Consider the following 19,503-nt stretch of genomic DNA (forward strand, 5'->3'; position numbering starts at 1 on the left):
TTTTATAAAACTTGTAGTAAAAATGGGTAAATATGGTATTCTTTAAGAAGGATAATTTGAAGATTTAAGTGTAAATGGAGATAAACATTTTGAAAATAAACAATTACTTAATTAAGTTCGCACTTACGTTAATCGTTATGTTTGGAGGTACTTTCGTTATTCATTATTTTAAAACTGGAGAACTTTTATTAGACCAAATAATAGGTTTTTCAGTGGGCTTACTAATCTTAACTTTTTCATTAATTTGGAGAAAAACTAACAAACTAACCTGAAGCTCATATGTAACTATGGCATGCAAAAATTGAAAAATTAGAAGGCCTCTTTGGTTTGTTTTTTATTGTTTAAGTTTCATTAGGTCATAATTTAAAGTTTTCGAGAGGGGAAATGAAATGAATTCTATTTTATTAGATGTTCCGTTTCAAATAGAAACAGATAGACTAATTCTTCGAGCTCCACTTCAAGCTGGCGCAGGGGATGTAGTAAACCAAGCTATTAAGGATTCGATTAGTGAGTTAAAGCAATGGTTGTCTTTATTCCAGTCAATTCCTACTGTTGAAGAAACAGAAATAATACTGAGAAATGCCCATATAGATTTTTTGAAAAGAGAAAGCTTTCGCTATCTTATCTATAATAAGGATACTAATGATTTTATTGGAACTGCTAGCCTACACAGAATTAATTGGGAGATTTCTAAATGTGAAATTGGATACTGGATTAGCACGCCATTTAGTGGCAATGGATATATGATAGAAACAGTCAGAGAGTTAATAAATCTTGGTTTTCAGCAATTTAAATTTAGAAGGATTGAAATACGATGTGATTCTAATAACACTAAAAGTCGTTCGATCCCTGAAAAACTAGGTTTTGAACTTGAAGGGATATTACGTAATGAGGATCTTTCAGCTGACGGTAAAAAACTAACTGATACTTGTATCTTTGCAAAGATAAATTAGACTCCTAAAGATTGTCTAGTTAGACAATCTTTTTTTAGTTCAAAAATCATCATTAATTAAATGAAAAATGGTGCACTCTTGAATAGAAATTAATGAAGTTCAAATTTACTAGAACTATGTCTTACATAACTAGAAATATTAAAAAGGCTGCCGACTTATTTGACAGCCAAAAGTCTTTTTAATAGGCAATCCCAACTCTACTTTTACTATATTTACAATCGAAAAATTCTTTAAAGGCAAAAAAAGCTGTATCACCAGTTGAAATGCTTTGGCCATCAATAGGCAAAACTTCTTTTTCTATACGAAATTTTTTCGTTATTGGTCCATCTGGTAAGTAAGTCGGGCAAACAATCGTCCAATTTAACTGACTTTGATTTAACAACAAAAAAGCATGTTCATGATCTTTTGCTGCAGTCGTTGATTTCCTTTTTGATTCTGAGCTTAAATAACGTAGGAGCGTCGGTTCCACTCTAGATTGCAAAATACCTGCAGTTCCTATTGACACAAATCGTTTAATTTTTTTCATTTCCAAAAGTGGAATTAACTGTTTCATAGTATTAGATAAAATATTTTCACCCTCAGTATTTAGAGCTGAAATTACCCCATCTACATGTTCCAAAGCTAAACTCAAATCAGTATGATTTAATGTATTTCCTTTAATTATAGTAAGAGAATCATGTTTTACTTTTATTTTTTTTTCATCTCTAACTAAAGCGGTTACTTCAAAATTGGCTTCTAATAATAGATCAACTAAAAACGAACCAACTCTTCCTGTTGCGCCTAATAATAATATTCTCATAGCATCACCTTGGTTGTATTGTACAATATTAAACTAATTTCTGTCTTTAATATAATCTTCTGAATTTGACTAAGTTTTTAACAAAATGAAAATAGAAGATATGATAGAATGAAACTAACAGCTAAATTATAGAAATGAGGGATAAAAATGGAAATTAAAAAAGTTCAAGAAGACTTTATTGAGTATTTAAAGAAGATCGAAAATTATAATGAAGCAATAAATGTGATGTATTGGGACTTAAGAACTGGAGCTCCAAAAAATGGTGCAGAGCAAAGATCAAATGTTATTAGCCAACTTTCAGAAGAAGTTTTTGAAATGACAACTTCAAGTACAATGGAAAACTATTTAAATTTATTAGAAAAAGAAATTGGTACTGGAAATTTAAGTGAAATCATCGAGAAATCAGTAAAAGAATGTAGAAAAAATTACGATTTAAATTGCAAAATTCCTAAAAAGGAATATGCAGAATACGTAAAGCTATGTTCATTAAGCGAAAATGCTTGGGAAGACGCTAAAAATGAAGGCGATTTCAACAAATTCCAGCCATTTTTAGAAAAGATTGTAGCAATGAAAAAACAGTTTATTGAATATTGGGGCTACAAAGATAAGAAATATGATACATTATTGAATCTCTACGAACCAGGAATGACAACACAGAAGCTGGACGAAGTTTTTGGAGAAGTAAGAGAAAGTCTTGTACCTTTAGTAGCGAAAATTTCAAAATCCTCTGTTAGATTACAGCGCGAAGAATTATCACAGCCAATTTCAATTGATATTCAAAAAGAGGTAAGTGAAGATGTACTCGTTAAATTAGGTTATAATTTTGATTCCGGCCGATTAGATGAAACAGTGCATCCTTTTCAGATTACACTAAATCCTGGTGATGTGCGTGTAACAACGAAATATATAGAAGATAACTTTATGAGTGCTCTTTTTGGAACGATTCACGAATGTGGACATGCATTATATGAGCAAAACTTATCTTCAAATTTAATTGGTACTCCATTATGTGAAGGGGCATCTATGGGAATCCATGAGTCGCAATCATTATTTTTTGAGAATATGATTGGGAGAAGTAAAGAGTTTTGGGAAACTCAATATGAAAATTTAATCGCAAAAACTGGCGATTATTTTAAAAATTTGTCCGTTGAGGATTTTTATAAAGCAATAAACCATAGCGAACCTTCATTAATTCGTATTGAAGCGGATGAATGTACATACCCATTACATATAATGGTTAGGTATGAAATTGAAAAAGAGCTATTTGATGGCGATTTACAAGTAAAAGATTTACCAAAAGTTTGGAACGAGAAAATGGAAGAATATTTAGGAATTACTCCAGCTAACGACCGAGAAGGAGTTCTTCAAGATGTACATTGGGCAGGAGGAGATTTTGGTTATTTCCCTTCATATGCATTAGGGGCAATGTATGCAGCTCAGTTTAAACGTAAAATGAAACAGGAATTAACTGATTTTGATCATATTTTAAAAAGTGGAGAAATTCACCAAATTGTAAATTGGCTAACTCGCAATATTCATCAATTTGGAAAACTAAAAGAACCAAAGGAAATTTTAGTCGATGTTACAGGTGAAGATTTAAATGTGAAATATTTTATTGAATACCTTGAAGAAAAGTACTCAGAATTGTACAAATTGGCATGATATAGGTTGAACTAGGGAGGTTATTTAAACCTCCCTTAACTTTACCTATAAATGTATAAATCAATAAAAAAGTGTATAATTAAAACAAAATATTAATAAGTTCAAAGAATAGACACTTTTGGGCTATTAAAAAGATAGTAATGTATAGTATACTTGATAAAAATGAAAGCGCGTTCATCTTAATGGAAATATAAAGATTCTATCTAATAATTAGAACAAGATTAAAAAATATAATCGAAAAAGTAAACGAATACTTAATAAGTTCAAAGAATAGACACTTTTTAATGTTCGAATCATTACTTTTTCATTGTATATTAATAATAAATGAAAGCGTGTTCAAACTTTTGAAAAGGGGGTAATTTGAATGTTTTTTAGGACAGCAAGATCTTTAGAACGAAACATCGAAGAAAAACGAATCAAGTTGCAAGAAGCTCGAAATCAAAATAATGACAATCACCATGAAGTTATTAAGATTCGTCATCAGTTGGACACAGATTTAAGAGAACTTCAGAATTTATTGAAAACGATTGCAGGTAAACAATCTAAAGTAAACGTGAATCTTATATGAAAAAATGTAAATAAAGAGACCACAAACATTTGTTTGTGGTCTTTCTTTTTTACGGACTCGAACGCATTCAAGCATCTAAGATATTTTTTTTATAATTCTCAAAATTCTTTGATAAAAATTATTATTAATCGCTTCAATTAATACGATTGTTAAAACCAATGTAGTTAGTGATTTAGAAGGAATTTCATAAATGGTATAATGCAAAATGATTAAGAGTAACAAGATGCTTATTTTAACGATTCTCGACTTGAAAATTTCCTTTTCTACTGATTGAACAGTATACAAAAATATTACCTTCTTTTTCATTGAATAAAATTATTTTTTATTTTACACCTTAATCGTAACAAAATTTTAAATGGATATATCATGCAAAATTGTAAAGTTTTGTGACAAATTAAAAAGCCCGTGGAATTTATTTTATTAGAAAGAGTAACAACATTTAATAATTGATCGTAGTTAAATAGTCTGTCTTATATCAGAACCTAAAAGATAACAATAATCCTTATTCTTCTATTGAATAGTTAACTGCACATTTCTAAATAATTAATTGATTAAATAGTTAAAAATCATTAATCAAAAATAAAATGTCCAAGTATAATAGTATAAATCTTAAAATATCCATTTTAACAAAATTGTGGAATGAGGTTCATCTAGATGGATTTCGAACTGGCAAGCCGTACAAGAAGATTGTTTGCAGCGTGGATCGATGGGATATTCTATCTTTTATTTTCTAAACTGGGGTTATTGGTAATTGGCATAGAAAGTAAAGACATTTTACATTTATATTTGTACAGTAGTAAGCAGCTATTTCTCTATTCAATCTGGTTACTTTTATGTATTTTCTTATTTTATGTACTAGTTCCTACTTATATATGGAGTGGGCAAACAATTGGAAAAAGATTATTAAGCATTATGGTTGTTAAAGCTACGGAAGACTTAGTTGATTTAAAAACAATGTCTTTGCGCACAATATTTGCTTTTGGTTGTCAATTAAACCTACCAATATTATTACAAGTACTTGGCATTATGTATTTAGTAGATCTACTTTTTATCTTTCGAAAAGATCAAAAAACGTTACATGATTTAATTGCTAAAACAAAAGTCGTTTATTATTAGTAATAAAATACCCTTTTGAGTTTATTTCGGACTCAAAAGGGTATTTTTTATAATGATCTTATAAAGATGTTTTAGCTAAATACTCATCTAATTGGTCAAATGTACCAGTAAAGCCTTGTTGCATAGATTCTTTATTTGCAATAAATGCTGCAACTTCTTCATCAGTTGCATTGATTGGGAATCCTTTTAATGTAATAGTCGTTTTACCGTCAGTTTCTTCTAAAGTTAAAGTGTTTTGAATTTCCAATGGCCACACTTCAAAGAATGGAGCACGAACCATATTGGCTTCTGGATCAGAGAATGAATTAACAAAAACGATTTTTTCAGGTTCAATAATTTCTCCGAAAACAAATAATCCCCACATTTCGAATCCATCAGGTGATTGCATTTTATAGTGGAATTTACCACCAGTTTTAAATTCTAATGTTGTTACATCCATTGTAAATCCTTTAGGACCCCACCAATTTTTAAGATGCTCAGCTTCTGACCAAACTTTAAATACTAATTCACGAGGGGCATCAACAACCCTTGTTAAAACTAGTCCTTGCTCATCAACTTTAAATGTATTTTCACTCATTTTCAATTCCTCCAATTCATTTTGTATGTTTATTTTTTTAATAAATAATCTGCTAGACGACTTAATGTCTGTTTACCAGATGAATAAAAAACTTCAAATTTACTCCTTTCGAAATTTAAACTAATCAAATTAAGTACTGTGAATAAGCTATGTTTATTTACCTTGTAATTTTTTTAAGTAATCGTCCAATTGATCGAATCTCTGTTCCCAGACGTGTCGGAATGACTTTATCCACAAATCCATTTCTTTTAGGGGCTGGGGTCTTAGTTTGTAAATTCTTTTATTGGCGATTGGTTGAACTTCGACAAGCCCAGCTTCACTAAGAACGCGTAGATGTTTTGAAACTTGTGGTTGTTTAAGTCCGAGACTTTCAGCGATTTCACCAACTGATAGTGGACCGTCACGTAAGAGTTCGACAATCTGTAATCGGTTCGGCTCAGAGAGAGCAATTAAAGTCGAATTCATAAATTGAATATACCTCATGAGGAATATTCCTGTCAAGGAATATTCAAAATGTAAAATTTTATATAGTTTGAACAAAGACTGGCGTAGTATGTGCAAAGAGAGGTAATAGTATTCGTTTTGTCGATAAATATTATTTGAAAAATGAGAAAATTCTTCTAAATCTGTTAAATTTATATGGTACTATTTATCTGACTGAAAAATTTGATTTTAAAAGGTGGGTATATTGATGAGCTTGAAAGAGTATGAGGCTTCATTTTTAGAGTATGTAAAGAAAATGCTGAATATTGAAGAAGCAATTGGTGTATTGTACTGGGATCTTCGGACAGGAGCACCTAAAAATGCTGTTAAGCAGCGCTCAAATGTAATTAGTCAATTATCAGCCGATGTGTTTAAAATGAGTATTTCAGATGAGATGGCCCATTATTTAATAACAATGGAAGAAGCGGTTAGCGCAGGGAAATGTTCAGTAGAGCTTGAGAAAACGGTAAATTATTTAAGGAAGCAGTATGATCGAAATACGAAAATACCTGTTGAAGAGTTTGAAGCATTTGTTAAATGCCAAGCAATTTCGGAAAGCGTATGGGCAGAAGCGAAGGAAGAAAACAATTTTGCTAAATTCGAACCATATTTAACTGAAATAATTGGGTATAAACGTAAATTCGTAGAATATTTAGGATATACAGATTGTAAATACGATACATATTTAGATGAATATGAACCAGGTATGACTGTTCAAAAACTGGACGAAGTATTTTCGGCAGTAAGAAACAAAATAGTACCGCTTGTTAAAGCTATATCAACGAGTGGGAAAAACTTTGAAAAAGAAGAAATGAAATCTTTTGTTTCTAAACAAAAACAAAAAGAAATTTGTGAACTATTTTTAACTACTCTTGGTTATAATTTCGATGCTGGCAGACTAGATCCTACTGCACATCCGTTCGCAACTTCCCTTAACTTAGGAGATGTTCGAGTAACGACAAAATATCATGAAAACAATTTCGAAAAAGCTCTTTTTAGTACGATTCATGAATGTGGTCATGCACTTTACGAACAAAACATTTCGAAAGACTTAGAGTGTTTACCAATTGCGCAAGGTGCTTCATTAGGTATCCATGAGTCACAATCACTTTTATATGAAAAAGTCATTGGACAAAGCTATGAATTCTGGAAGTGTAATTTTACAAATTTAAAAGAGCAATTAAACGGTGTATTAGATAATATTTCGTTAGATGAATTTTATAAAGTAGTTAATAATAGTAAACCTTCTTTTATTCGAATTGAAGCAGATGAATTAACTTATCCATTACATGTTATGATTCGTTATGAAATTGAAAAGGATCTTTTAGATGGTAAAATTCAAGTCAATGAGCTTCCTTCTATTTGGAATCAGAAAATGGAAGAGTATCTCGGAATTGTACCAGCAACTGATCGAGAAGGCGTACTACAAGACGTTCATTGGTCGATGGGGCTTTTCGGATATTTCCCAACATATGCTTTAGGAGCTATGTATGCTGCTCAAATTAAAGCTACAATGGAAAAGGAATTACCGAATTATAATGAATTAATTGAAACGAATGATTTTCAAACAGTACTTGATTGGTTAAGAGTGAATATTCATCAATATGGTGCAACTAAGAAACCGCAAGAAATATTGAAGGATGTTACAGGAGAAGAATTGAATGTAAATTATTATATTGATTACTTAGAAACAAAATACTCAAGCCTTTATGAGTTAGAAGAAGTAAATAAATCGATCTAAATAGAGCCATATAAACAAATCGTTTTAATGGAAATAATTGCAAATGTACAATCATATAAAATGAGATATACTAAAACTGCACAACTAGAGAGAAAACTCCTTTGAAACGCTTAGGCAATTCTAATTATTTGTTCATGAACAATGAGCAGATAGTGAATTGTCTTTTTTTTATGGACTTTATTGATTTTCTATTGTTGTCTCATAGTTTTTAATTCGTAATTGATTAAACCACAATTGAGCTAAAACAATTGTTTTCAGATCTTCTATCCAATTTGAAGAATAATTTTCCATTTTTATACAAAAGTTAATCTCTATAAGGAGTGGGAAATTATGCCTTTAATTTTATCAGTTGGAAAGTCAGTGCCTAAAAATAAAATTAATCAAGAAAATGTCGTGCCTTTTATTAGAGAACTTTTTATGAAAAAGTACCCATCTATTGATCGGTTATTATCTGTATTTCAAAATGGGGAAATTCAAAACCGCTACATATCAAAAGAGCTCTCTTGGTATAGCGAGGAACATAGCTTCGAACAAAAAAATCAAGCTTATACTGAAATTTCGATTGAATTATCAATAGAAGCTATAAAAAATTGTGTAACAAGCAATGAATTTCTATCTTCGGAAATTAAATATGAAGAAATTCAAGGAATAATTTTCGTATCATCTACTGGTATTTCGACCCCGACTATTGATGCCCATATTGCCAACATCCTACCTTTTAATAACTCAATTAAAAGAATACCGATCTGGGGTTTGGGTTGCGCTGGTGGAGCTAGCGGAATTTCTAGAGCCTTTGATTATTGCAGGGCACATCCTAAGTCAAATATTTTACTAGTTGCTGTTGAATTGTGTAGTTTGACCTTCCAAAAAGAAGATCTATCAAAAAGTAATATAATTGGAACTTCATTGTTTGCGGATGGAGCAGCGGCTGTACTTGTTGTCGGTGATGAAAGTGAGTTAAAAAATAGAACAATACATAAAGCTTTACCGACAATCGTACAAACAAATTCGAATCTAATGCCGAATTCTTTAGATGTAATGGGATGGGATATTCGCAACGATGGACTATTTGTAATTTTCTCAAGAGATATACCTTCCATTGTTAAGAATTGGTTACAGCCAGTTGTTTCTAATTTCTTATTTGAAAATGAGCTGACCATTGAAGATATTACTCATTTTATCGCTCATCCAGGTGGGAAAAAAGTGTTAGATGCATACGTAGAATCACTTGATATTTGCGAAGAGAAATTAGCAACTTCATTACAGATTTTAAAGTCATTTGGTAATATGTCGTCCTGTACAGTTTTATTTGTGTTATGCGAATTTATGAAAAAAGGAAAAGTGGATGAATTAGGCCTTCTTTGTGCCCTAGGACCGGGCTTTAGTTCTGAGCTTTCTCTGTTAAAGTGGGTAGAATGCTAATGTTAAAGATTATTTTTTTGTTTATTATTATCCAAAGAGTAGTTGAACTTGGTATAGCAAAAAATAATGAAAAAAAACTAAAACAACGTGGTGCTATTGAATTTGGCCAAGCGCATTATAAATATTTTATTATTTTACATAGTATGTTTTTTTTATCGATTTTAATTGAAAATTACTTTGTTCAGTATGTAGAAATTGAGTTTTTTACTTTCCTTTTAATTTTATTTATCATTTTACAGTTAGCGAGAGTATGGGTTATTTCGACATTAGGAGAAAGATGGAATACAAAAATCATTATTCTACCTAATGAAAAATTAGTAAAAGATGGACTTTATAAATATATAAAACATCCGAATTACATCATTGTTACGATTGAATTATTGGTAATTCCAATTATGTTTCATGCATATATTACAACCGTAATCTTTTCTATTTGTAATTTAATGCTATTAAAAGTAAGAATCCGAGAAGAAAATAAAGCGCTTTTACAATCCATCGAATAGTTATTGACAAATGGAAAATAACTGATTATGATTAATGTAGAATGAAAATCATTATCAACTTCGAAAGGTTGTGCGTCAAATGGTTCTTGGATTTGTGTCGGCTACAATACTTTTATACTTTTTATTAACTAAATATGTACTTAAACAAGTTCAAAACTAGGTGATGTTGCCTAGTTTTTTTTTGTACTTTTATCAATTAAATTTGAAGTAAGGAAGAATAATTAGAACATAGTCACCTAATTAAGGAATAATAAGTACATTTTTGGCTCTTCTTTACATAAAATACTCGTCAGGTAACAAGTTTTATTAATTTTCTATTCATTTGCCTATACATTCTTCTTCCAAATTAATATATATGGGGATAAAATAATGCTAGGGAAAATATTTGAGTTTGAAATGAAATGGGGAAATCACGTTGCAAAATACTAAGATCAACAGAGGGGAATTACTGAATAAGGTTTCTTCAGGAATCAATTTACTTTCTGAACAAGGAAATTCCAAGGAATTATTTCAATTAAAAAAATTAGCATACAAAATACAAAATAAGGAAAGTTATTACGTATTTTGTGGGCATTTTTCTGCTGGTAAGTCATCATTATTAAATGATCTTTTACAAGTAGATAAACTACCTACAAGCCCAATTCCAACAAGTGCTAACGTCGTAAAATTAAAAAGCGGCGAAAGTAAGATGTTAATCACTCTTAAAGACGGTGAAATGTATCAGATTCAAGAGGATATTCAAGTAGATGAATTAAAAAAATTAGCTTCAGATAGTGGTTCGATTATTGAACTCGAATGGGCACAAGAAATTTTTAAAATTCCAAGTGGATCTGTCTTAATCGATACGCCAGGAATTGATTCAACTGACATGGATCATTTAGAGGCGACAAACTCAGTGATCCATCTTGCGGACAGTATTTTCTATTTGATGGACTATCAGCATGTTCATTCGAAAACAAATATTGATTTTATTAATAGTTTAGTTGAAAAAAATACTAAAGTTTGTTTAGTCATTACATGCATTGATAAGCATGATGAAACGGAATTAACGTTTGATCAGTTTAAACATGGTGTAATCGGAAACATGAAAAAACAAGGATTAAATAATCTACAAGTTTTTTATTTATCTACAAGAGATAAAACGGTAAAAAATAATGAATATAATCAATTTATTAATTATTTAAATGATTTATACAACAATCAAGATGTAGTTCAAATTGAAAATGATTACGCAAGCTTTTTAACAATCATGAATGAACAATTACTACAACTTGAGAACGATTACATTGATATCGATCAAAATGCTGACGAAATTAAAGCGGAATATACTGACTTGAATAATGAAATCGAAACTATCGAAAAGTCAGTTTCTTCATTTGAGGAAAATTGTTTGCAGTCTACTCAACAAGTACTGAATAATTCAAATATTACACCTTTTGAAATGAGAGAATTAGCTTCAAATTATTTAGAATCTGAAAAAGCATTGCAAAATAAAGGACTTTTCCAATCAAGGAAAAAACTTGAAAATAATTTACTTGAATCAAAAACTCAATTTATTAGTAAAGTAAAAGAATTAACGAATAAACAGATTGAGTACTTCGTAAAAGAAGCTGCAGTTCGTACTGTGAAACAAATCGAAAATAATAAAATTGATAGCAGTGACTTTGATAAAATTCTTGAACCGAATTTGAGTGAAGAGGTAATTTGTCCGAAGCCATCACACTTAATTAATATAAGTGGAAACTATTTATTACAGTATACGAAGGAAGTAAGTGAAGGAATTAAAGGGGTTTACCGTAAAAGTATTTCAGAATTTATTTACAGTCTTTCAAAAGAATTAAAGCTACAAAATGAAACAGCATTGGTTAAATTAACGAATCAAAAGAACGAACTCCAATCTAAAATTGATGGGTTTAATGAATTAGAATTCAATAATCATAAAATTTCACATATGGTTTCAGAAATTAAGGCGATTTTAAATAATATTCAAGAATTAAATCATGAATTGCCAGAAATAAAACCTACGTTAATTTCCGTAAGTGAATTAATTACTCATAAAATATTAACGGTTCAAGCACCAGAAATAAAGAAAGAACTTATTACAGAAATTGAAAAAAATAACACAAATAAATACTCAAATGAAGAAATTAAAGCAAAGTATGAAATTGCTGACATTCTATTAAATGAATTATCTTCAAACAAGTTTGTTAATAGTAAAATCACACTTTTAAAAGAAAAAAGAGAACAGATTAAATCTAATGAATACACAATTGCATTATTTGGAGCATTTAGTTCTGGAAAAACATCCTATATTAATACATTATTAGGTGATCGTGTACTTCCAGTTTCACCACACCCAACTACAGCAGCAATTTGTAAGATAAAACGATCAACGGTTGATTCCGGGAATAAAAAAGCTGATGTAAGTTATAAATCAGAGGAATCATTAAAAGAAGAGTTCTTAGATTTCTTCAAAAAATGGGGCGTGGATGTAAACGAGAAAGAATGGTTTAGTACGCTTCAAAATTTAATTAAGAAACAAAAGGATAAAATCCCTACGGATGCTTTCGTTTATGCTGAAAGCGTATGTCAAAATTATGAAGAAATGAGAAGTCTGCTCGGAACAATAACACGCTATGACTTAGATGAGTATGTAAGCGTAATTAGTGAAGAAAATCGAGCATGCTTTGTAAAAGAAAGCACTGTCTATTTTGATTGTGAGATAACATTAAGTGGTATTGTTTTAGTTGATACACCGGGTGGGAATAGTATCCATTCAAGACATACTGAGCTAGCGTTCGATTATTTGAAAAAAGCTGATTTAATTTTATATGTTGCACATTATCAGCACGCTTTTACACGTCAAGATGAGTCTTTCTTAATGCAAATCGGAAGAATGAGAGAAAGCTTTGATAGTGACAAGGTTTACTTTGTTTTAAATGCATCGGATTTAGCAAAGGATCAAAATGAAATCGAAATCGTACAAAATTTCTTTATTAACCAATTAACGAAACTTGGCGTACGGTTCCCATCAGTTTTTGCTATTTCAAGTATGCTTGAGATGAAGGGCTATAATGATTCAGATCTAAATTTAGAAATTCAAAATAATTATAAGAAATTAAATACGAAAATTCAAAATTTCTTCCAATTCGAAATTGCTAATGAGGTATTTAAAACTTTTATCAATGACCTATTTACAATCGAAAAAATCTTACATGATACAATTAATCGTTTTGAACGAATTAAACGTGAAAAAGATCAATTCTTTAGCGAGCTTGAGCAAATTCAAATAAAAGTTAAAGAAACGATACAAAATGCTAAACCAGCCAATTTACCGAGAGCATTTATGAAAGAAAATGAACAATTAATTTTCTTTATCGAAAAGCGAATCGAATTAAGAATGAGAGATTTATTTCCTTATTTCTTTAACCCGAGTATTTTCAATAGTACAACAAAAAATATTAAACAATTATTTGTTACGAAAATTCGAGAATTTATATATGAGGTTCTAGAAGAGATATTAAAGGAATTAAGGGTAACAGGATATAGGTTAGAGAAGTTTTTAATTAATGAAATTCTATTGTCACAGGAACGAGTAATTGATGAAATACATTCAATTCAAACTGAATTTATCGTTCAAAAAAGTGATGTGAACGAGATTTCGCCTGTTTCGATAAAAAATCCGGATCAATTTATTAATGTTGATCAATTTGAAAATTTAAAATCGCATTTTAAAAATCCAAAAAGCTTTTTTGTTGATAATTTGAAAGAAAATATGATTGATGATTGTATAAATGAACTGAGAACGCCATTAAAAGAGTATTTATCAAATATGAATAGTTTATTTGCTGAACATTATCACACTCAATATGTTGACTCATTAAATTTGGTATTACAAAACTGTAGTACTCAAATCGAAAATGATGTTCAACAAACAATTAAAGCTACTGAAAATTTAAATGAAGTAGTAGTAGAGGATCAAGTATTAAACTTATTTAAAAAACTAATTTAATATGAAGGTGGACAATTAAAATTGAAAAATATAATTGATGTAAACATTGCAAATAAACTACGTTTAAACAAAAATGTTGTTTTCTTAGATTGTCGTTTTCAATTGTCAGATCCTGGGTACGGTTATAATGAGTATCAGAAAGGTCATATACCGCTTTCACGTTATGTTGATTTAAATAAAGATCTATCGAGTTCAGTACAAAAACATGGAGGCAGACATCCGTTTCCAGATTTAAATGATTTTGGTCATTTATTAGGGGAGCTTGGCATAGATCAGGATTCAATTGTTATTTGTTATGACGATGGAACACTAGATAATGCTGCTAGATGCTGGTTTTTATGTAACTTAGTTGGGCATAATTTTACTTTTGTATTAAACGGTGGATATAAAAAATGGGTAGAAAATGATTTTGAAGTCACAACTGAAACTGTGGAAGTTTTACCTAAAAAATTCAAGGTTAAAAATCAAGAAGACATGATTAGTTCGATGGAAGAAGTTAAACGAAATAGCAAAAATGAAGAATTTAATTTAATTGATTCTAGGGAGTCTATTCGATACAATGGCGAATTCGAACCAATTGACAGAGTAGCAGGTCATATACCTGGAGCAAAAAATTCTTTTTGGAAAGATGTTTTAAATGAATCAGGAGAATTTAGAACAACGGAAGAATTACTAAATCTCTTTAAACCATTCAAAGCTCATAATGAAACAGTGGTTTATTGTGGTTCGGGTGTAACTGGTTGTGTAAATTATTTAGGATTAATTGAAGCAGGCTATTCAAATGTCAAGCTTTATCCTGGAAGTTTTAGTGACTGGATATCATACGAAGAAAATATTGTAGAAAAGAAAAATTTATAAGTTGCAAAATAGTTATAGTTGGTATAGAATGAGAATACAAATTAACAAAAACCTGCTGTGTGCGTTGTCAGTTTATGTCTTAAACCAATGATTTAATACAGGAAGACCGATATTTAAGTAACAACATCGTGCCTATTTATAGGAGGATGAAAGTTACTTGTGAGGACATCCACCTTGGAGTTCGGTTTACTTAGGCATAAAAGGAATAACGGCATTGGCGGGAAAAAAAACCATTCACATCTTGTGAATGGTTTTTTCTTCTTTATATGTTTGTTTTTTATTTTTCTTCTTTCTGATTTGAGTAACAATCGTAGAAATTAAAATTAAGCTACAACCGATTAATCCGATTTTCTGAAGTCTTTCTCCACCAAAATAATAACCAGTAATCGCTGCAAAAACAGGTTCAGTTGCAAGTATAATCCCAACTTCCGTTGCACTTATTGTGCGTTGAGCAAACATTTGAATAATATAAGCTGCAGCGGTACAAAAAATTGCCGTAAACAAGATCGAAAGTATAAAATATTTATTTGTCCATAATTCTTGATTGTATATAACTTGCCAGTCTTCGAAAATTAAAGCACACGTCCAAGAGGCTAAGCCTACAAAAGTAATTTGTACAGTTGCAAGTTGCAGTGAACTATAACTTGGAGAATATTTAGTTGAATAGATTATGTGTAACGCAAATGCAATCGCACTAAAAAAGGAAATAATATCGCCAGAATTAAATTTGGAATTTGTAGAAAGCGTTAATAAAAATAAACCGATAATTGCAATAATAGCACATAAATTTTCTCGCAAAGTAGGTTTTTTCTTATACTTAAAAAATAATAATAAAGGAACAATTGCTACACTGATTCCAATAATAAAACCCGATTTTGATATTGATGTATAATGTAATCCAAAAGTTTGGAATACAAAACCTAGAAATAAAAATAAGCCTATTATGATTCCAGGAGTAATAAAACCGGCTTTACCACGAAATCTTATTTTATTTTTTCGATTTAAAAAAGTTTGAACGGTAAATAATACGATTGCTGCAACAATAAAGCGTAATGCATTGAAGGTAAAAGGTTGGACAAAATTAAGTGTTTCCTTAACAATGAATAGCGAAGAACCCCAGATGAAGGACACAATGAGTAGAGAAGAAAAAGCAAATAATTTATTTTTCATATCGTCCAGTCCTTTTTATTTAATGGCTTTTCGAGCAAGTTCATCTGCAACCTTATTGGCGCTTGAGGGAATCCATTTAATAAAGAAAAGATCAAGTTGATTTATTAAATTTAGTGATTTCTCTAATAAAGGAATAAACAAATCATTTTTAGAATATTTCTTATCAATACTTTCTTCAACGATTTTTGAATCTGTTCGGAAAGAAACAATAGAATAATTATTTTTAATACAATAATCTAGTGCAATTAATAATGCGTGAAATTCGGCTTCATGATTAGACATAGAATCTAATGGAATACTTAAAAAAACAGGTTCTTTAATTCCTTTTATGAAAATACCTGCACCAGATGGACCAGGATTTCCTTTGGAAGCTCCGTCAGTATAAACTTCAATCATAGTAAACCTCCAACACTTATATATGTTCATTTTAGTATATATTCTAAAAAATTAAAACTTAAATTATGAAATGAAATATGATTATTAAAATATTGAATTATTTTATAAACTATAAGTTAGAAGTTGACAACCTTTTATAAATAAAAATGGAAAAGGTGTGACGTATGAAGCTAAAAATAATATGGAAGTATCAAACTAAAAAGAAATACCAAATTACACTTGATACAGATTGGCTAGAGATAAAGGAAGCTTTACTTTTAGCGGAAGACTTTGAAAGTACGGGTCGGACAAAAGAAATTATTTTTCTAGATCAATTTGATTCTAGTTGGACAAAAAAACAAGTAATAAAATATTTAAAAGAACTTGAAGAAGAACCGCACAATATAACTGTATTTTTTGATGGTGGATTTGATCAGTCTACAAATCGTTCTGGAATAGGTGTGTGTATATACTTTAGTCAAAACGGTAAAGAATATCGAAAACGATTTAATGAAAAATTAGATGGACTTTTAACAAATAATGAGGCAGAATTTGCAGCATTAGAAAATGCAATCTTACTATTAGAAGAAATGAATATTACCGGACAAACAATTATCATAAAAGGTGATTCTCAAGTAGTTTTAAATCAAATAAGTGGAGACTGGCCATGCTTTGAAGAGCAACATGAAAGATTTATTAATCGAATTGAAACAAAATGTAAAAACTTAAAAATAACCTTACAATTAGATCTAATTAAACGAAATGATAATAAAGAAGCTCATAGTCTAGCAACGCAAGCACTTAAAGGGAATAAGATAATGAGTACGATTGAAGTTACATGAAGAGGTGAGCACAGATGGAACGCAAAGAAATTTTAGAAGAAATAGATACATTATTAAAAACTTATTGCGATGGTTGTTTTGTTTATAAGCATTTTAGAAAAGACCATAGTCAGAAATTCGCTCAATCATTTTGTATAAACAAATGTACGATTGGAGAAAAAATCAAAACGATTGGTAAGCAATTACATCAGACTGCTGAATAATGAAAGAGGTACTAATTATGTACCTTTTTTTTGTTGAGAAATAACTTGTCAATTATTTACCAAATTTCCGTAAAGGAAGCCCTGTGAGGTTGATTTCCACTACAGTTTGATCGCTTTCCATGGGGCGAGACCTGAGCCTCCTCGGCTTTGCCTGTGGGGTCTTTAGCCTTCCCGCATCTCCCATAGGAGTCGAGAACCCCTCCATTCCAATCAACTACTTTTAAAAAAATATGTAATAAAAAACCTTATTAATCATACTTACTTAGAGAAATATAAAAATCGTCTACTTATATACTAATAATTGATTTTCTTCTTCAAACAATTAACATCTAAATAATTTATATTCTGAAAAAGATTCATTTACTCATGACTCCTATATGAGTAACTATTTTTCATATTTCTGCTTACTCATGAGCCTTACCTGAGTAAGTAATGAGCATATTCACAGTAATTTACGATCACGTGAATTCAATCATTAGTAATTACAATTCTTTTTTCATTTTTGTCTATTCATTATTTCAACACGATGAAGGTACTAATTAAGTACTTTTTTTATTGTTGAGAAATAACTTGTCAATTAATCAGCAATTTTTTCAATGTAAAAGAAGCATTATGATGTTGATTTCCACTACAGTTTGATCGCTTTCCATGGGGCGAGACCTGAGCCTCCTCGGCGCGCCTGTGGGGTCTTTAGCCTTCCCACTATTCCCATAGGAGTCGATCAACCTTCCGTTCCAATCAACTTAGTCAAACAATAAAAGTCTACATCAAAATTCTAATCTACTTTACTTTACTTTGAGAAATATATCGACGAAGTACTTATTTAAGTAGAATTTATAGAAGTAGAAAAAATAAAAAGGCCGTCGATTGTTCCGACAGCCTAAAGAATGTACTAAAATATTTGAGCTTCTCGTAATTGTTGCTCGACTTGCGTTAAATCTTCTTCTTGTTTCACTAAAAACTCTTCATCTAAATCAGTAGCAAGGCCTTTCATTTTTTCAAGCTGTTCTCTTGCTTGAGTGATTGCAGTTGTTGCATCAGTTAATTGTTGCTCGTCCATGCTCATTGTTGCATAACCTACAAGCTTTTGCGCTGCTTTAACTTTCATTTCTACATCTTCAAAATTATTAAAGTTTGACATATTCACCCTCCTTATTTCACTTCGTAGTATTCCCAAATAAATAGGAAAAATGAAGAAGAGGTGTTTTTTTATTAAGTTTTTTTTGAAATTTTTTCATAGTAAGAAAATAAAAAAGGGTAAAATAAAAAGGACTGAATAAATCAGTCCTCTATGTAGTCAAGTATTATTTATATCTTTACTACGTTAGCAGCTTGAGGTCCACGGTTACCTTCAACAATGTCAAAAGAAACTTCTGCACCTTCTTCTAATGATTTGAATCCTTCAGTTTGAATAGCTGAGAAATGTACGAATACGTCTTCTCCGCCTTCAACTTCGATGAATCCGAAACCTTTTTCATTGTTGAACCATTTTACTTTTCCTTGCATATTTCTTTTCCTCCTAAAACATTGCACATAAAGCGCGAAAAAATTTCCACTTATTAATACTTAATTAATAAATGTTGAAATTAATATACAACTATTAGGTTTATAAGTCAAGTAAGCGCTTAATCACGAAATATACAATCAATTGACATAAATAATTCATAAATAAAAAAAAGCTTAAAATAAATTTGTGAAATAAATCACAAACATAAAAACTCATGCTATACTTCAACTGTAGTAAGCAGTACAAAATAATTTTAAAGCTAAAAACATGTTTTCACTTTATAAAGAGATGGAGAGATGGAAATGATACATTGCGAATGGATTGAATTTCAAATTGAACATGATTTAATAACAGAAGAAAAATTTGAAGAAATGATGAATGATACATTTCAGGCTATGATGGTCGATGAAAATAACTTTCCTCAATATATATGGACAGCAAATTATGTTGTAATTGTAACGAAGCGAATTAGAATTTTAGAAGAAGTAGAGTTTATACAAATTCCTCGTAACCCCGCGTGTGAGTAGTAGCTAAATGAAGAAACGGTAAAAGGGGCTGTCTCATATTGAACTGACATATGGGACCCTCTTTTTAACTTGCTTATTGAATCTAGAATGGACAGTTTCTTCAAGTGTAAAGTTGATCAATCTAATTTGCGATTTTATTTTAATTTGCTGAATATTGAAACTTCCCTTACCCAAATCACCATTAG

General features: G+C 30.3%; 19 protein-coding genes and 1 other RNA gene. 13 read left to right on the forward strand and 7 right to left on the reverse strand.

From position 1 onward, the window contains the following. The first annotated feature begins 389 nt into the window (after window positions 1–389). Window positions 390–953, forward strand: a complete 564-nt coding sequence (locus CN692_RS21100) for a GNAT family N-acetyltransferase (protein ID WP_098121085.1) — start codon at window positions 390–392, stop codon at window positions 951–953. A gap of 178 nt (window positions 954–1,131) precedes the next feature. On the opposite strand, the gene CN692_RS21105 is transcribed toward CN692_RS21100, so the two are convergent. Further along, the gene (locus CN692_RS21105) at window positions 1,132–1,752 is read right to left on the reverse strand and encodes an NAD(P)-dependent oxidoreductase (RefSeq protein ID WP_098121086.1); all 621 of its coding nucleotides are present in this window, start codon (window positions 1,750–1,752) and stop codon (window positions 1,132–1,134) included. A gap of 141 nt (window positions 1,753–1,893) precedes the next feature. Here CN692_RS21105 and CN692_RS21110 point away from each other — a divergent pair, with 141 nt between their 5' ends. The 3 genes from CN692_RS21110 (at window position 1,894) to CN692_RS21120 (ending at window position 5,098) form a co-directional block, all read left to right on the forward strand. Then, window positions 1,894–3,414 carry a carboxypeptidase M32 gene (locus CN692_RS21110; protein ID WP_373604967.1) on the forward strand — a complete coding sequence of 507 codons (1,521 nt, stop codon included), beginning with the start codon at window positions 1,894–1,896 and terminating at the stop codon, window positions 3,412–3,414. Window positions 3,415–3,778: 364 nt separating this feature from the next. Continuing rightward, complete coding sequence (locus CN692_RS21115; protein ID WP_098121088.1) at window positions 3,779–3,982, forward strand: aspartyl-phosphate phosphatase Spo0E family protein; 204 nt, start codon at window positions 3,779–3,781, stop codon at window positions 3,980–3,982. A 654-nt stretch (window positions 3,983–4,636) separates the two neighbouring features. After that, window positions 4,637–5,098: an RDD family protein gene (locus CN692_RS21120; protein WP_098121089.1), complete on the forward strand. Its 462-nt coding sequence runs from the start codon at window positions 4,637–4,639 to the stop codon at window positions 5,096–5,098. 58 nt (window positions 5,099–5,156) lie between these two features. On the opposite strand, the gene CN692_RS21125 is transcribed toward CN692_RS21120, so the two are convergent. Together CN692_RS21125 and CN692_RS21130 are read right to left on the reverse strand one after the other, a co-directional pair. After that, window positions 5,157–5,675 (reverse strand): SRPBCC family protein, encoded by a 519-nt coding sequence (locus tag CN692_RS21125; RefSeq protein WP_098121090.1) that lies wholly within the window; start codon window positions 5,673–5,675, stop codon window positions 5,157–5,159. A 153-nt stretch (window positions 5,676–5,828) separates the two neighbouring features. Beyond that, window positions 5,829–6,140: an ArsR/SmtB family transcription factor gene (locus CN692_RS21130; protein WP_098121120.1), complete on the reverse strand. Its 312-nt coding sequence runs from the start codon at window positions 6,138–6,140 to the stop codon at window positions 5,829–5,831. Between the two features lie 220 nt (window positions 6,141–6,360). Between CN692_RS21130 and CN692_RS21135 the strand changes: the two genes are divergently transcribed. The 6 genes from CN692_RS21135 to ssrS all read left to right on the forward strand — a co-directional run bounded on the left by CN692_RS21135 (window position 6,361) and on the right by ssrS (window position 14,922). Next, on the forward strand, window positions 6,361–7,899 hold the full coding sequence (locus CN692_RS21135) for a carboxypeptidase M32 (RefSeq protein WP_373604968.1): 1,539 nt from the start codon (window positions 6,361–6,363) through the stop codon (window positions 7,897–7,899). Between the two features lie 330 nt (window positions 7,900–8,229). After that, window positions 8,230–9,321 (forward strand): type III polyketide synthase, encoded by a 1,092-nt coding sequence (locus tag CN692_RS21140; RefSeq protein ID WP_098121092.1) that lies wholly within the window; start codon window positions 8,230–8,232, stop codon window positions 9,319–9,321. Next, a complete protein-coding gene (locus tag CN692_RS21145; RefSeq protein WP_257144089.1) occupies window positions 9,321–9,824 on the forward strand; it encodes an isoprenylcysteine carboxyl methyltransferase family protein in 504 nt (167 codons plus the stop codon). Before CN692_RS21140 ends, CN692_RS21145 begins: the two co-directional genes overlap by 1 nt. Window positions 9,825–10,239: 415 nt before the next feature. After that, on the forward strand, window positions 10,240–13,836 hold the full coding sequence (locus tag CN692_RS21150) for a dynamin family protein (protein WP_098121094.1): 3,597 nt from the start codon (window positions 10,240–10,242) through the stop codon (window positions 13,834–13,836). A gap of 21 nt (window positions 13,837–13,857) precedes the next feature. Next, window positions 13,858–14,694 (forward strand): sulfurtransferase, encoded by an 837-nt coding sequence (locus tag CN692_RS21155; RefSeq protein WP_098121095.1) that lies wholly within the window; start codon window positions 13,858–13,860, stop codon window positions 14,692–14,694. A gap of 46 nt (window positions 14,695–14,740) precedes the next feature. Further along, window positions 14,741–14,922: non-coding RNA, 6S RNA (gene ssrS / locus CN692_RS21160), on the forward strand. 6 nt (window positions 14,923–14,928) lie between these two features. On the opposite strand, the gene CN692_RS21165 is transcribed toward ssrS, so the two are convergent. Further along, entirely contained in the window at window positions 14,929–15,864 is a 936-nt protein-coding gene (locus CN692_RS21165; RefSeq protein WP_098121096.1) for a DMT family transporter, read from the reverse strand. 15 nt (window positions 15,865–15,879) lie between these two features. Next, on the reverse strand, window positions 15,880–16,260 hold the full coding sequence (locus tag CN692_RS21170) for a reverse transcriptase-like protein (RefSeq protein ID WP_098121097.1): 381 nt from the start codon (window positions 16,258–16,260) through the stop codon (window positions 15,880–15,882). Between the two features lie 164 nt (window positions 16,261–16,424). On the opposite strand from CN692_RS21170, the gene CN692_RS21175 reads away from it, so the two are divergent. Both CN692_RS21175 and CN692_RS21180 read left to right on the forward strand, forming a co-directional pair. Next, window positions 16,425–17,081 (forward strand): reverse transcriptase-like protein, encoded by a 657-nt coding sequence (locus CN692_RS21175; RefSeq protein ID WP_098121098.1) that lies wholly within the window; start codon window positions 16,425–16,427, stop codon window positions 17,079–17,081. Between the two features lie 14 nt (window positions 17,082–17,095). Beyond that, window positions 17,096–17,284 carry a zinc-finger domain-containing protein gene (locus CN692_RS21180; RefSeq protein ID WP_098121099.1) on the forward strand — a complete coding sequence of 63 codons (189 nt, stop codon included), beginning with the start codon at window positions 17,096–17,098 and terminating at the stop codon, window positions 17,282–17,284. An 892-nt stretch (window positions 17,285–18,176) separates the two neighbouring features. Here the strand turns inward: CN692_RS21180 and CN692_RS21185 are convergent. After that, on the reverse strand, window positions 18,177–18,425 hold the full coding sequence (locus CN692_RS21185; protein WP_098121100.1) for a DUF2564 family protein: 249 nt from the start codon (window positions 18,423–18,425) through the stop codon (window positions 18,177–18,179). 167 nt (window positions 18,426–18,592) lie between these two features. Further along, on the reverse strand, window positions 18,593–18,790 hold the full coding sequence (gene cspD / locus CN692_RS21190) for a cold-shock protein CspD (protein ID WP_098121101.1): 198 nt from the start codon (window positions 18,788–18,790) through the stop codon (window positions 18,593–18,595). Between the two features lie 303 nt (window positions 18,791–19,093). Between cspD and CN692_RS21195 the strand changes: the two genes are divergently transcribed. Further along, window positions 19,094–19,318: a hypothetical protein gene (locus CN692_RS21195; RefSeq protein WP_098121102.1), complete on the forward strand. Its 225-nt coding sequence runs from the start codon at window positions 19,094–19,096 to the stop codon at window positions 19,316–19,318. Window positions 19,319–19,503 lie beyond the last annotated feature (185 nt).

Source organism: Bacillus sp. AFS002410, from assembly GCF_002556365.1.
Classification (GTDB): domain Bacteria; phylum Bacillota; class Bacilli; order Bacillales; family Bacillaceae_G; genus Gottfriedia.